At 70.7% G+C, this 13,077-nt stretch carries 13 protein-coding genes and 1 pseudogene; 11 read left to right on the plus strand and 3 right to left on the minus strand.

All coding sequences use genetic code 11. The features are described 5' to 3' along the window. The first annotated feature begins 93 nt into the window (after nt 1–93). From RMT89_RS05280 to RMT89_RS05300, 5 genes are all read left to right on the plus strand, one after another. Nucleotides 94–537, plus strand: a complete 444-nt coding sequence (locus tag RMT89_RS05280; protein ID WP_315882730.1) for a hypothetical protein — start codon at nt 94–96, stop codon at nt 535–537. Beyond that, nucleotides 528–1,028 (plus strand): DUF6415 family natural product biosynthesis protein, encoded by a 501-nt coding sequence (locus tag RMT89_RS05285; RefSeq protein ID WP_315882731.1) that lies wholly within the window; start codon nt 528–530, stop codon nt 1,026–1,028. Before RMT89_RS05280 ends, RMT89_RS05285 begins: the two co-directional genes overlap by 10 nt. A 178-nt stretch (nt 1,029–1,206) precedes the next feature. Beyond that, nucleotides 1,207–1,446 (plus strand): DUF397 domain-containing protein, encoded by a 240-nt coding sequence (locus RMT89_RS05290; protein ID WP_315882732.1) that lies wholly within the window; start codon nt 1,207–1,209, stop codon nt 1,444–1,446. 70 nt (nt 1,447–1,516) lie between these two features. Then, a complete protein-coding gene (locus tag RMT89_RS05295; protein ID WP_315882733.1) occupies nt 1,517–2,038 on the plus strand; it encodes a hypothetical protein in 522 nt (173 codons plus the stop codon). Nucleotides 2,039–2,057: 19 nt separating this feature from the next. Beyond that, nucleotides 2,058–2,954 carry a JmjC domain-containing protein gene (locus RMT89_RS05300; protein ID WP_315882734.1) on the plus strand — a complete coding sequence of 299 codons (897 nt, stop codon included), beginning with the start codon at nt 2,058–2,060 and terminating at the stop codon, nt 2,952–2,954. A 61-nt stretch (nt 2,955–3,015) separates the two neighbouring features. Here RMT89_RS05300 and RMT89_RS05305 read toward each other — a convergent pair whose 3' ends face one another. Both RMT89_RS05305 and RMT89_RS05310 read right to left on the minus strand, forming a co-directional pair. Then, nucleotides 3,016–3,258, minus strand: coding sequence for a winged helix-turn-helix domain-containing protein (locus RMT89_RS05305; RefSeq protein ID WP_315882735.1), 243 nt, complete (start codon nt 3,256–3,258; stop codon nt 3,016–3,018). A 522-nt stretch (nt 3,259–3,780) separates the two neighbouring features. Beyond that, nucleotides 3,781–4,008: pseudogene (locus RMT89_RS05310) on the minus strand (radical SAM protein); the annotation flags it as partial. Between the two features lie 135 nt (nt 4,009–4,143). Between RMT89_RS05310 and RMT89_RS05315 the strand changes: the two are divergent. The 4 genes from RMT89_RS05315 (at nt 4,144) to RMT89_RS05330 (ending at nt 10,648) form a co-directional block, all read left to right on the plus strand. After that, a complete protein-coding gene (locus tag RMT89_RS05315) occupies nt 4,144–4,587 on the plus strand; it encodes an SRPBCC family protein (RefSeq protein ID WP_315882736.1) in 444 nt (147 codons plus the stop codon). Nucleotides 4,588–4,746: 159 nt separating this feature from the next. Further along, a complete protein-coding gene (locus RMT89_RS05320; RefSeq protein ID WP_399497608.1) occupies nt 4,747–7,161 on the plus strand; it encodes an MFS transporter in 2,415 nt (804 codons plus the stop codon). Nucleotides 7,162–7,302: 141 nt separating this feature from the next. Continuing rightward, nucleotides 7,303–9,759, plus strand: a complete 2,457-nt coding sequence (locus RMT89_RS05325; RefSeq protein WP_315882854.1) for a SpoIIE family protein phosphatase — start codon at nt 7,303–7,305, stop codon at nt 9,757–9,759. A 166-nt stretch (nt 9,760–9,925) separates the two neighbouring features. Beyond that, on the plus strand, nt 9,926–10,648 hold the full coding sequence (locus tag RMT89_RS05330) for a class I SAM-dependent methyltransferase (RefSeq protein ID WP_315882737.1): 723 nt from the start codon (nt 9,926–9,928) through the stop codon (nt 10,646–10,648). Nucleotides 10,649–10,762: 114 nt separating this feature from the next. Here the strand turns inward: RMT89_RS05330 and RMT89_RS05335 are convergent, their stop codons facing one another. Continuing rightward, nucleotides 10,763–10,933 carry a hypothetical protein gene (locus RMT89_RS05335; RefSeq protein ID WP_315882738.1) on the minus strand — a complete coding sequence of 57 codons (171 nt, stop codon included), beginning with the start codon at nt 10,931–10,933 and terminating at the stop codon, nt 10,763–10,765. Between RMT89_RS05335 and RMT89_RS05340 the strand changes: the two genes are divergently transcribed. Continuing rightward, the gene (locus tag RMT89_RS05340; protein ID WP_315882739.1) at nt 10,932–11,765 is read left to right on the plus strand and encodes a M55 family metallopeptidase; all 834 of its coding nucleotides are present in this window, start codon (nt 10,932–10,934) and stop codon (nt 11,763–11,765) included. The genes RMT89_RS05335 and RMT89_RS05340 overlap by 2 nt on opposite strands. Continuing rightward, complete coding sequence (locus RMT89_RS05345) at nt 11,758–13,062, plus strand: M20/M25/M40 family metallo-hydrolase (protein ID WP_315882740.1); 1,305 nt, start codon at nt 11,758–11,760, stop codon at nt 13,060–13,062. The genes RMT89_RS05340 and RMT89_RS05345 overlap by 8 nt, the downstream gene beginning before the upstream one ends. The last annotated feature ends 15 nt before the right edge of the window (nt 13,063–13,077 follow it).

Raw genomic sequence — 13,077 nt, forward strand, 5'->3', positions numbered from 1 at the left:
ACGGCCCCGAGAGGGGCATTAACACCACCAAGCCCGCCCCCGGCAGAGGGCGTTGGAGCGTGGCTCGCTTCCGCGCACTCCTCGCCCGCCGCAGTGCACCGCGAGTGGGACAGTGAGGCCAGGCTGGCCCTGATCCCGCTGGGACGGCTCTTCGACGCGGTCCGCATCGCCGAGCGCCTCGTTCACAGCGTGGCCGGAGTCAGCGACCCGACCGCCGTCAACGCCTGGCTCGGCTGGAGTTTCAACGGCCGCCCGGTCATCCACGACCCCGCGGGCCGCCGCTACTACGCCCTCGTGCCGCCCGGCACCGCGCCCGACTGGCGAGCGCCCGCCGCGGCCTGCCTCGGTGATGGCACTTACCTGGGCGTGCCGCGTACCGATCTGACGGAGCTGGACGAGCACGCCTCGGGCTCGTACTGGGCGGTGCCCATGACCCGACCGGGCTGGCTGTGCAGCACGTCGGAGGTGCTGACGTTCGTCATGGTGGCTGGCTGCCTGATCGACGAGGACGACAGCGAGGCTGGGTCATGTCCCTGATCGAACCCCCCGCCGCGACGGGCGCCCTGCCGGTGGACATCGCCACGATGCGCGCGAACGTCGCCCAGGTGCTCCCCCCCGAGGTGACCCCCACCGACCGGGCCACGCTGGAGACGCTGACCGAAATGCTGCGCGGCCACATGCAGCTCCTCATCCCCGAGATCGAGCAGGCCGCCGCGGAGCTGCCCGCCGACGACGTCCCTCGCTACTGCGCGCTGGTCTCCGTCGGCGAAGCCCGCATGAAGCTGAACGCCCGCCCCGGACGTCTGCCGTACGACGCTGTGGCGTACGTGCGCAGACTCGGCCGGTCGCTGCTGGCCCTGTGCGACCACTACGAGACGCTGACCGGCGCACGGATGTGCCTGGCCTGCGACCAGCCCATCAGACCTGGCGAGGCAACGCGCCCGTACGGCCAGGCCAGCCCCTCCGGGGGAGCGTCCTTCTCCGGCCGGATCCACGGCCACTGCGCCAACGCCGTCCGCATCCGCTAACTGGCGGCGCCTCCCCGGCGTGAAAGGGGCCCATGGCGACCGAATTCGGGACAGGGTCGCACCCCATGAACGCCCACCCCGGGCCCCAACCCTGGACAGGTCGAGCCCCGGGGCGGGTGCACAACGGCCAGGAGACCGCCTCTCCGAGAACGGATCACCGAAACGCTGGAGGCCAGATATGGCCAAGCCCAACCTGTACGAACTGCCCGTCGCCGACGGCTCGGCGAAGAAGTGGTGCGGCGGCAACCTCGGTGGCGACAACGAGACGTGCGTCGTCACCACCGCCATCCCCGGCACCGACGGCTACGTCGTCACCGACTCCAAGCCCGAAGGCGCCGGACACCGCCTCTGCATGACCACCGACGAACTCGACTCGTTCGCCATCGAGTGGGCCAGCAGCCGCGGCCTGGCGCTCTAGGCTGACCGCCCACCTCACGCACACTGCGGGCCGCCTCTGCGCGCGGGGCGGCCCGTCTCGGAAGGACAGCATGACCACCACTGCACCCGAGCTCCAGGCGCTGACCAGCCAGACGTGGTCTGGTCACTGGCACGGCTTCGGCCCCTGGGTCGGCTCCGTAGAGACGTACGCCAAAGAGGGCAACCGGCGGCCCGCACATACGATCCAGCCCGACCCAGCGTCGGACCACGCCACCCGGTACAGGGAGGCCGCCAGCGAGTTCGCCACCGGCAGCGTGCCCCCGCTGATGACCGGGCACTGGCTGCTGAAGCGCGGGCAGGCAGCCCCAGCCCGCACCTGGACGGACGTCACTGACGCTGTCGAGTGGCTCAAGGGCATCTACACCGCCAACCCCCCGTTCGAGCGCACCGACGGCAAGCAGGCCTACGCAGCCTTGGACGTGAAGATGGCCTACGCGTACGACGTGCTCCCCCGAGGAGTCGACGTCGCCTGGGTCCACCACACCCAGGCCCGCAGTCTGTTCTCCGCCTCGGTCGTGTGCTGCCCGCCTCTCTTCCACCCGGGCATTTCCTGCCCGATGCCGCCTTCCTGATCCGCGAGGAGACACCCTCATGTCGCTTCGTTTACTGCTGCCCCCCGAGGGAGTAGCCGACCTCCTGGCCACCTGGCCCGACGAGCCGCGCGTGTACGAGCGCGGGCGGACCGAGGTGGACGAGGCCATGAGCCTGGACGTCTTCACTGAACTGATCGACACCGGTTGTGTGCCGCCGGACGAAGTCGCCGTCGTCAAGGCCGGCCCGGCCAGCCGGACCGCGTTCCTGACGAACGGGCGAACCGACCCGGCCAAGCTGCGCCGACTGGCGGACCAGGGCTACACCATCCGGCTCGGGAACATGCAGCGCTGGCTCCCCTTCTTCCGTCGACTGTCGCAGAGCATCAAGGAGGAGACCGGCTATTCGAACTATGCGTCCGCCTTCCTCACTCCCGAAGGTGAGCAAGGGCTTCTGCACCACTGGGACCAGCAGATGGGCGTCATCGTGCAAGTGGCCGGCACCAAGACCTGGCAGTTGTGGAAGCCGCCGATCGAGGCCCCGATGCGTGAGTGGGGCGAGTCGTTCCGGGTGTGGCGCGAGGACTTCATCCCGGAGTGGGAGGCGGCCGGGCCGGACCTGACGATCGAGCTGAACACCGGACAGACGCTGTTGCTGCCCCGCGGCTGGGTCCATAACCCGCATGCGCTGCACCATGATGAGCCCAGCCTGCACCTGACCTTCGCCATCAAGGAGCGCACGCCGCTCTGGCTCGCCGAGCAGCTCCTGGCTCGGGCGATCGAGCAGCCGGAATTCCGTCGCGTGGTCCTGCCGGGAGAACTGGAGGAGTCGGTGCTTGCCGATCAGCTGAGCGAGACGACGCGCGCGCTCGTCGCATTCCTCACCGAGCTGGACATGAAGGCGATGGCGGGCCTGGTCCGTAAGGCGGCCGTGACTGATCTGGAGTACACGACCTAACGCTCGGAGCGTCCCCAGACCGGCCCCGCCCGTCCGCTTCCCCCGTGGCGGATGGACGGGGTCACCCGCCGCGCGGCTTCTGGGCGACGAACGACCCGAGGCCGGGTTCCGTGTAGATCAGGCCGTCTTCCCTGAGCTGGCGGTGGACCTTCTGCCCGGTCGCCCCGGCGATCCCGAACTCCTGCTGCAACCCGATGACGGAGGGGATGCGGGTGCGCGGGGGATAGGTGCCGTCGGCGATGCGCTGACGGATCACCTCGTAGACCTGGCGCCAGCGTGGCACGTCGGGGGCGAAGTCGATCACCGGGACACGCTAGGGGTGTCACGGCGCGTCAGGCGAGATACAGCATGCCTAGTACGCCATAGCATGCCCCGTGTAATGTGAAGCCAAGCCAGACCCTGGGGGCATTCAGCCATCTGGGGGGCGTGGCCCTCTTGGTGACGGAGGGAAGAGTCGCCCCATAGACGCCCGTCCCGCCGGAGTCCCGCAAGACTCCGACGGGGCGGGTTCTTTACGTCTGCTCGCCTTCCAGGGCCCGTCGTACCACAGGCTTGCGGACCTGTAGCACGACGGGAGCTCACCGGCCGCCGAGGCGGCTCGCAGTACTGGAGCGCAGCAGTAGCCAGCCTGTGACGCTGCTGTCGGCCCGGTGCCTGTCCGTACCCTCAAGCAGTGCGCTGTACGCGACTCGGCCGGCCTCGCTCGCGGTTGGGCCTGCGCCCTCCCTCGCTGCCGGGATCGCCCTCGCCATGCCCTTCCAGGCGTCGTCCGCGTTGGATGACCTGCGCATCGAACCTCCCTAGCTAAATAGGGTCATTGAACGAAGTACACGCACGCGTGCGAACAACCGCGGTAGGGGTTGACCGTCCACTCGAAGGGCATGCGGGAGGCCCCCGGCACCCGGTTGATGATCGAGCGGGCCCGGATCTCGTGGAAGGTGATCCCATGGAACTCGGGGGTGTCGAAGGTACGGGTGGTCACCGCGTCGGCGCCGAACAGGGCGGCGTCGGCCCGGCTGTGGTCGGACTCCAGGGCGAGGTTCTCCCAGCGCATGAGGCCTCCTCGGTAGCACTGACCATAGAATAGAACACATGTTCCCTTGATCGTGCGACCCCGATTTGGGCGGCCGGGTCACCGGGTGGTTGGCTTGCCCCCACCCCCCGAGCATGCATCTCCTGGAGGAAGTCAATGGCGCAGGTCGAGGCCACTACGGAGCGGGTCGTCGCGGCGGACGCGGAGAAGGTGTTCGACGCCCTCGCCGACTACAACGGCACCCGCCAGAAGCTGCTGCCCGAGCACTTCAGCGAGTACGAGGTGCGCGAGGGCGGCGACGGCGAGGGCACCCTCGTCCACTGGAGGCTCCAGGCCACCAGCAAGCGCGTGCGCGACTGTCTGCTGGAGGTCAGCGAGCCCACCGACGGCGAGCTCGTCGAGAAGGACCGCAACTCCTCCATGGTCACCACCTGGCGGGTGACCCCGGCCGGCGAGGGCAAGTCGCGGGTCGTCGTCACCACCACCTGGCAGGGCGCCGGCGGCGTCGGCGGCTTCTTCGAGAAGACCTTCGCGCCCAAGGGCCTCGGCCGGATCTACGACGCCCTGCTCGGCAAGCTCGCCGCCGAGGTCGAGAAGTAGCCCTCCAGCCCAACGGGCTGAACCCCGGCGGTCGTTGGCCGCCTCACCGATTCGGGTGGATCTCCATACCGCCCACCCGTTTGCCGTAACTCGTCGCGCTTACTGGCAGTTGTCGCTTTACGCGGGAATTGTGCGGTGGCGCGACGAGGGGAGCGGTACGTGGGCGGGATCACTCTGGAGCGGGACGAGACGGTCGCCGCGCCCGTCGAGCCGAAGACGCCCCGGACGGCCGAACTCAGCCCGCGCCGGGTGCGGTTGGTCTTCTTCGGGCTGATGCTCGCGCTGCTGCTGGCCGCGCTGGAGCAGATGATCGTCGCCACCGCGCTCCCGAAGATCGTCGGCGAGCTGCACGGCCTGGACAAGATGTCCTGGGCGATCACCGCCTACCTGCTCACCTCCACCATCGGCCTGCCGATCTACGGCAAACTCGGCGATCTGCTCGGCCGTAAAGGCGTCTTCCAGTTCGCGATCGTCGTCTTCGTCATCGGCTCCGCGCTCGCCGGGCGGGCCGAGACCATGGACCAGCTGATCGTCTACCGCGCCGTGCAGGGCGTGGGCGCGGGCGGGCTCATGATCGGTGTGCAGGCGATCATCGCCGACATCGTGCCGCCCCGGCAGCGCGGCCGCTACATGGGGCTGATCGGCGCCGTGTTCGGACTCGCCTCCGTCGCGGGGCCCCTGCTCGGCGGCTACTTCACCGACCACCTCTCCTGGCGCTGGTGCTTCTACATCAACGTCCCCCTCGGCATCGTCACCCTCGCCGTCGTCGCCGTCGTACTGAAGCTGCCGAAGCCCGAGACCAAGCCCCGGTTCGACATTCTCGGCGCGCTGCTGCTCGCCGCCGCCTCCACTTGCCTGGTGCTGCTGACCAGTTGGGGTGGCACCGAGTACGCCTGGGACTCGCGCGTCATCCTCGGACTCGGCGCTGGTGCGGCGGCGGCCACCGTGCTGTTTCTCGTCGCCGAGCACTTCGCCCCCGAACCCCTCATCCCGCTACGGCTGTTCAGGGACTCCGTCTTCAACATCACCGGCCTGGTGGGCCTGGTGATCGGCGTCGCCCTGTTCGGCGCCGCCAGCTATCTGCCGACCTTCCTGCAGATGGTCGACGGGGCGTCCGCCACCGAGTCCGGGCTGCTGATGCTGCCCATGATGGGCGGCATCGTCGGCGCCTCCATCATCTCCGGACAACTCATCAGCCACACCGGGCGCTACAAGATCTACCCCGTCCTCGGCGGCGCGCTCTCCGTCGTCGGCATGTGGCTGCTGTCCCGGCTCGACGCCGACACGCCCCGGCTGCACTACAGCATCTGGATGGCCGTCCTCGGCGCCGGGATCGGCATGGTGATGCCGGTCCTGATCCTCGCCGTGCAGAACTCCGTGCGCCCCGCCGACCTCGGCACCGCCACCAGCGCCAACAACTACTTCCGGCAGATCGGCGGCAGCGTCGGCGCCGCGATCTTCGGCACCCTCTTCGCCGCCCGGCTCACCGACGCGCTCACCGACCGGCTGCCCGCGCGCGCCGGCGCCGAGCTGCCCGACGCCGAGTCCATCACCCCGCAGGTCGTCCACGCGCTGCCCCCGGCCCTGCGCGACGACTACATCCAGGCCTACGCCGACGCCATGCCGAGGATCTTCCTCTACCTCGTGCCGGTGCTCGCCGTCGGCCTGCTCATCGCCTTCTTCCTCAAGGAGAAACCGCTGGTGTCCCACCCCACCGCCGAAACCGAAACCGCACCCGTGAACGCCCCCGTCCCGCACGCCCTCCCCCACCCTTCGGGCGGGGGGACCCCCATCTCGCTTCGCTCGCCCTACGCCGCCGGAATCCCCGTCTGCGGCACGGTGCAGCACCCCGACGGAACCGTCGTCCCGCGCGCGGCACTCACCCTCATCGACGCCGTCGGACAGCAGATCGGCCGGGGCGGCAGCGGCGAGGACGGACGGTACGCGCTGTCCACGCCGGGATCGGGGTCGTACGTCCTCATCGCCGCCGCGGGCGGACACCAGCCGCAGGCCGTCTCCGTGACCGTCGGTGAACGCCCGGTCGAACTGGACGTGGTGCTCGGCGGCGCCGGGCGCCTCGCGGGCACCGTGGTGACCGCCGACGGCACCTCCGTACGGGACGCGACCGTCACTCTCACCAACGTCCACGGCGAGGTCGTCGCCAGCACCCGCAGCGGACGCGAGGGCGGCTATGTCATCACCGAGCTGGTCGCGGGCGAGTACACCCTCGCCGCCGGCGCCCCCGCATTCCGTCCGGCCGCGCTGCCCGTCACCGTGCAGGCCGCCCGGGAGACCCGGCAGGACATCGAGCTCGCCGGGGGCGCCGTGCTGCGCGGGACGGTCCGGGCCAACGGCGGACGCCCCGTCGAGGACGCGCGCGTGACGCTGTTGGACGCGGCGGGCAACGTCGTCGACACGCTCACCACCGGCCCGGACGGGACGTTCCGGTTCGTCGATCTGTCCTCCGGCGAGTACACCGTGATCGCCGCGGGCTACCCGCCGGTCGCCACGGTGCTCCAGGTCGCCGGCGGCGGCCGCACGGAACGCGACCTTCAGCTGGGGCACGAGGACTGAGAGCCTGAGAAGCGCGGGTGTGCGCGCCGGGGCGTGGGCAGTTGCCAATTCCCGCATTGCCGCACATCACCACCGGCTCTCGCCGTACCGTGGAGTCGGCGGCACAGATCTTGCCAAGCCGTGGGGAGAGAGGCCTTGGCCATGGACCGTGGCATCGAGAGGGACGTACCTCCCAGCCGCGGAGCTGGGATCGGCGCGACGGAGGGCGTCGCGAGCGGCCGTGTCCCGCTGGCCGTCGTCGTGGTCGACCGCGAGGGCCTGGTGTCCCACTGGAGCACCGGTGCCGGGCGGCTGTTCGGCGCCGCCAAGGACGAGGCGATCGGACGGCCCGCCGCCGACCTGCTGCCCGTCTCCGGGGCGCTGCCCGAGGAGGCGGACACCACCCCGTACGGGGCGTACGCGGCCTACGACGGTCTCGGCCCCGACCTGGAGTCCTCCCTCGACGGACGGCTCAGCTTCCCCGCCGCGGGCCGCGCCCGGCTCACCGTGCCGGGCCACGACCGCTCCGACGTCCTGTGGTGGGCGTACCCCCTGGTCGGCCCGTGTCGCGAGCGGTTACTGGTGCTCGCGGCCGACGCGGACGGGCTCCAGCAGCGGGAGCCCGACGGCCTGGGCTTCGAGCGGATCGCGCCCGGGTTCGCCCTGCACACCGACTTCCCCGGTGCCGAGGAGCTGGCCCGCCGGCTGCCCGAGATCCTGCCCAGCATGAGCGTGGGCGAGAGCTCCCGCATCGTCGCGCAGATCCTCGAACTGGGCTATCCGGTCCTGGAGTTCAGCCAGAACGAACGGGTGCCCGTCACGCCCGACTGGGGTGTGCCGAGGCGCGCCGAACGCAGGGCCCGCCGGGAGAAGGCCGCCCGCGCCGCGGTGCTCGGGCTGCCCGTGCCCGAGGAGGACGCCGAGGAGAGCGTGGACCTCGAATACGCCGCCGTCCGCGAACGCCTGGAGTTCCTCAACGAGGTCAGCGGCCGCATCGGCACATCCCTCGATCTGTCGCGGACGATCATCGAGGTCAGCAAGGCCGTCGTGCCCCGCTTCACCGATGTCGCCGGCACCTACCTGCGCGAACAGGTCGTCGCGGGCGAGGGATTCCCGGACGGCGTGCCGGACACCACCACCATGTGGCACCGGGTCGCCGTCGAGCACACCGACGAACCCGGCCGCTGGGACGACGTCGTGCCGGTCGGCGAGGCCATGCCGTTCCCGGCGCACACCCCGTTCTTCCAGTGCATGACCAGCGGCGAGCCCGTGCTGGTGCCGCGGATCAGCGAGGAGATGGGCCACGCCATCGCCTCCCAGTTCGAAAAGCGCGACATCCGGCCGCTCATCACCGGCCGCTCCATGCTCGTCGTACCCCTCAAGGCCCGCAATGTGGTCCTCGGCTTCATGATCCTGCTGCGCCACCCCGAGCGGCCCGTCTTCAACGACATGGACCGGGTCACCGGCGCCGAACTCGCCGCCCGGGCGGGCCTCGTGCTCGACAACGCGCGCATGTACACCTTCCAGGAGAGCGTCGCCGAGACCCTCCAGGACAGCATGCTGCCGCACATCCCGCCGCGCATGGCGGGCTGTGACATCGCCACCCGCTATCTGCCGGGCACCCTGCTCGGCCGGGTCGGCGGCGACTGGTTCGACTCGGTGAAACTGCCCGGCGCCCGCACCGCCCTCGTCGTCGGCGACGTCATGGGCCACGGCCTCAACTCCGCCGCGATGATGGGCCAGTTGCGTACGGCCGTCCAGACCATGGCCGCCCTCGACCTGCTGCCCGCCCAGCTCCTGCGCAACCTCGACGACCTCGCCCAGCGCCTCGGCGACACCTACCTCGCGACCTGTCTCTACGCCGTCTACGACCCGATCGCGAGCGAGCTGCACCTCGCCAACGCGGGCCATATCCCGCCGGTGCTGGTGCGCGCCGAGGACGGGCGCAGCGAACTGCTCGATCTGCCGACGGGGGCGCCCATAGGGGTCGGCGGTGTGCCCTTCGAGGCGGTACGCGTGCGCGTGGAGCCGGGCGACCGGCTGGTGATGTGCACCGACGGACTGGTCGAGGTGCGCGGCGAGGACATCGGCGTAGGACTGGCGACGCTGTGCGAGTCGGCCGCACATCCGGCCGCGTCCATGGACGACGCCTGCGACACGATCATCCGGGCCCTCAACACCCGGGGCGGCCGCAAGGACGACGTCGCCCTGCTGATGGCCCGGCTCAACGGCATCGGGCCGGAGGACGTCGCCGAGTGGCGGCTCACCCTCGACCCGGCCGAGGCCGGCCGGGCCCGCGCGGTGGTCCGGGAGCAGCTGCACGACTGGGGTCTGGCCCGGCTCGTCGACCTCGCCGAGCTGCTGGTCAGCGAGCTGGTCACCAACGCGCTGCGGCACTCGCACGGCCGTTCCGTCGAGCTGCGGCTGGTCCGGGGCGACACCCTGCTGTGCGAGGTGGACGACGACGACCACGAGCTGCCGATCTTGCTGAACGCCGGTCCCGCCGATGAGCTCGGCCGGGGGCTGCGGCTGGTGAGCACCCTTGCGCGCGAGTGGGGCACCAGCCGTACGAGTGCCGGAAAGACCGTCTGGTTCGAACTGACGCTCCCGCGACGTTGACCGGCCCCCGTGTCCCCAGGGGCGCACGAGCCGCCCGGGGGCGTACACGGATCGAATGCGGCGTGAAGGAATGCGCCACGTGCTTGTAGCGCCGCCCGGGGCGCGATAGACCGTACTCGCCCGTCACTTCGTGGCGGGATGTCCGTCGCATCCTGGGGAGTTGGGCATGAGCGTGACGAGTCGGTACCGGGAGGCCTGGGAGGGCTTCTGGCGGGAGGCGCCCGAGGAACAGGGGGCGGTGTTCTGGGACGCGGAGCCGGCGCTGACCGGCGGCCCCCATCTGGCCCTGTTCGAGCCGCACTTGACGGCACCGACGCTGCCGCTGGTGGACCTCGGCTGCGGCAACGGCACCCAGACCCGTTTCCTCGCCGACCGCTTCCCGCATGTCGTCGGCGTCGATCTGTCCGCCGCGGCGATCGACCACGCCCGCCAGGCCGACCCCGCGGGCCTGGCCACCTACCGGGTCCTGGACGCGGGGGAGAAGGACGAGACGCAGACGCTGCACGCGGAGCTCGGTGACGCCAACGTCTATATGCGGGGCGTCCTGCACCAGGCGGAGCCCGGCGACCGGCAGGCGCTGGTGGACGGCGTCGCCACCCTCGTCGGCACCTGTGGCCGGGCCTTCCTGGTCGAACTGGCCGAGGCCGCCAAGCCCGTCCTGATGGGCCTCGCCCAGAGCCCCTCGGGCCCGCCGCCGAAGCTCGCCCCCGTCTTCCGGCACGGCATCGCGCCCGGCGAGGTCGCCGACGACGCGGTCCTGGAGTATCTGCGCTCGGCCGGGCTCTCCGTGGTGGCTTCGGGTGAACTGCCCCTCACCACCACGGAGTACGACTCCGACGGCACCCGTATCGAGCTGCCGTCGAGGTGGGTCGTCGTGGGCCGCGCCTAGGAGACCACTGAGAATCTTGAAAACCCGCCCGACTTGCACCGGATTGCCCCGATCGACTTTTGCGGGCGAACCTGGGCGATCGGGGCGGCCCAAGCAAGATCTTCAAAACACCCCCTAGCTCAAGGTACGGCCGCGGCGGTACGCCACCCAGCCCGTGGCCGTCAGTGCCGCCGCGAGCGCGGCCACGGTGCCGAGGGTGACGCCGGTCGAGGCCAGACTGCCGGCACAAGAGCTTACGGCGCTTCCTGGCCGGGCCCGCTCGCGGCGCGTAACGTGACGGGGCATGAAGATCCTCATCAGCGCCGACATGGAGGGCGCCACGGGGGTGACCTGGCCGGCCGACGTGCTGCCGGGCACCCCGCAGTGGGAGCGCTGCCGCTCGATGTTCACCTCGGACGTCAACGCCGCCGTCCAGGGTTTCTTCGACGGCGGCGCCGACGAGGTCCTGATCAACGAGGCGCACTGGACCATGCGCAACCTCCTGCTCGAAAAGCTCGACGAGCGGGCCGAGATGCTCACCGGGCGGCACAAGTCCCTGTCCATGGTGGAAGGTGTGCAGCACGGCGACGTCGACGGCATCGCCTTCATCGGCTACCACGCGGGCGCCGGCATGGAGGGCGTCCTCGCCCACACCTACCTCGCCAACTCCATCACCGGGGTGTGGCTGAACGACGTACGGGCCAGCGAGGGCCTGCTCAACGCCCATGTCGTCGCCGAGTACGGGGTGCCGGTCGTACTGGTCACCGGGGACGACGTGGCCTGCGAGGATGCGCTCGGCTACGCGCCCGAGGCCCCGAAGGTCGCCGTCAAGGACCATGTCTCGCGGTACGCCGCGGTCTGCCGTACCCCGAACCGGACCTTCGCCGACATCCGGGCCGCCGCCAAGGAGGCAGCCGCTCTGGCGGTCCGTCATGAAGTCGTCCAGGGCGGGCCGTTCACCGTCGCCGTGGAGTTCGACGCCGAGCATCTGTCGATGGCCGCGACCGTCGTGCCCGGTGTGGAGCGGATCGGGGAGCGGAAGGTGGGGTACACCAGCGGGACCATGTACGAGGGGATCCGGACCTTCAAGGCGGTCACCACGATCGTCTCGGCGGCGGTGGAGGAGCAGTATGGCTGACCGGCAGGCACTGGACGAGGTCGTGACGTTCACGTCCGAGCTCATCCGGATCGACACCACCAACCGGGGCGGGGGCGACTGCCAGGAGCGGCCCGCCGCCGAGTACGCCGCCGCCCGGCTCGCGGAGGCGGGGCTCACGCCCACCCTGCTGGAGCGCACCCAGGGCCGCACCAACGTCGTCGCCCGCATCGAGGGCAGCGACCCCTCCGCGGACGCGCTGCTGCTGCACGGTCATCTGGACGTGGTGCCCGCCGAGGCACGGGACTGGAGCGTGCACCCCTTTTCCGGGGAGATCCGCGACGGGGTCGTCTGGGGGCGCGGGGCCGTCGACATGAAGAACATGGACGCGATGATCCTCGCCGTCGCCCGCTTCTGGGCCCGCCAAGGAGTGAAGCCCCGGCGGGACATCGTGATCGCGTTCACCGCGGACGAGGAGGCGAGCGCCGAGGACGGTTCCGGGTTTCTCGCCGACCGGCATCCCGAGTTGTTCGAGGGCTGCACCGAGGGCGTCAGCGAGTCCGGGGCGTTCACCTTCCACGACGGCTCCGGCCGAGAGCTGTACCCGATCGCGGCCGGTGAGCGGGGCACCGGCTGGCTGAAGCTCACCGCGCGCGGGCGGGCCGGACATGGCTCCAAGGTCAACCGGGACAACGCCGTGACCCGCCTGGCCGCCGCCATCGCCCGGATCGGCGACCACGAATGGCCACTGAGACTGACCCCGACCGTGCGCGCCGCCCTCACCGAACTCGCCGCCGTGTACCGCGTCGCCCCCGACCTGGACGACGTGGACGGGCTGCTGAAGAAGCTCGGCCCGGCCGCCTCCCTGGTCGAGGCCACCGTCCGCAACAGTGCCAACCCGACCATGCTGGAAGCCGGTTACAAGGTGAACGTCATCCCGGGGGAGGCCATCGCCCATGTCGACGGCCGGTATCTGCCCGGCCACGAGGAGGAGTTCCGCACAACCCTTGACCTGCTCACCGGACCTGACGTGGAGTGGGAGTTCCACCACCGGGAGGTGGCCCTCCAGGCGCCGGTGGACTCGCCGACGTTCGCGAAGATGCGGGCCGCCGTCGAGGAGTTCGCGCCGCAGGGGCATGTCGTGCCGTACTGCATGTCCGGCGGCACCGACGCCAAGCAGTTCTCGCGCCTCGGCATCACGGGGTACGGGTTCGCGCCGCTGAAGCTGCCGGAGGGCTTCGACTACCAGGCCCTCTTCCACGGCGTCGACGAACGCGTCCCGGTCGAGGCGCTGCACTTCGGCGTCCGGGTCCTGGACCACTTCCTGCGGACGGCCTAGGCGAGTTGGGGGAGA

It is taken from the genome of Streptomyces sp. P17 (assembly GCF_032436805.1).
Taxonomy (GTDB): domain Bacteria; phylum Actinomycetota; class Actinomycetes; order Streptomycetales; family Streptomycetaceae; genus Streptomyces.

Bases quoted from the DNA above. Each gene is read 5' to 3' on its own strand.
- RMT89_RS05285 (WP_315882731.1), top strand. From the start codon at position 528: ATGTCCCTGATCGAACCCCCCGCCGCGACGGGCGCCCTGCCGGTGGAC.
- RMT89_RS05290 (WP_315882732.1), top strand. From the start codon at position 1,207: ATGGCCAAGCCCAACCTGTACGAACTGCCCGTCGCCGACGGCTCGGCG.
- RMT89_RS05295 (WP_315882733.1), top strand. From the start codon at position 1,517: ATGACCACCACTGCACCCGAGCTCCAGGCGCTGACCAGCCAGACGTGG.
- RMT89_RS05300 (WP_315882734.1), top strand. From the start codon at position 2,058: ATGTCGCTTCGTTTACTGCTGCCCCCCGAGGGAGTAGCCGACCTCCTG.
- RMT89_RS05315 (WP_315882736.1), top strand. From the start codon at position 4,144: ATGGCGCAGGTCGAGGCCACTACGGAGCGGGTCGTCGCGGCGGACGCG.
- RMT89_RS05325 (WP_315882854.1), top strand. From the start codon at position 7,303: ATGGACCGTGGCATCGAGAGGGACGTACCTCCCAGCCGCGGAGCTGGG.
- RMT89_RS05330 (WP_315882737.1), top strand. From the start codon at position 9,926: ATGAGCGTGACGAGTCGGTACCGGGAGGCCTGGGAGGGCTTCTGGCGG.
- RMT89_RS05340 (WP_315882739.1), top strand. From the start codon at position 10,932: ATGAAGATCCTCATCAGCGCCGACATGGAGGGCGCCACGGGGGTGACC.
- RMT89_RS05335 (WP_315882738.1), bottom strand. From the start codon at position 10,933: ATGCCCCGTCACGTTACGCGCCGCGAGCGGGCCCGGCCAGGAAGCGCC.
- RMT89_RS05345 (WP_315882740.1), top strand. From the start codon at position 11,758: ATGGCTGACCGGCAGGCACTGGACGAGGTCGTGACGTTCACGTCCGAG.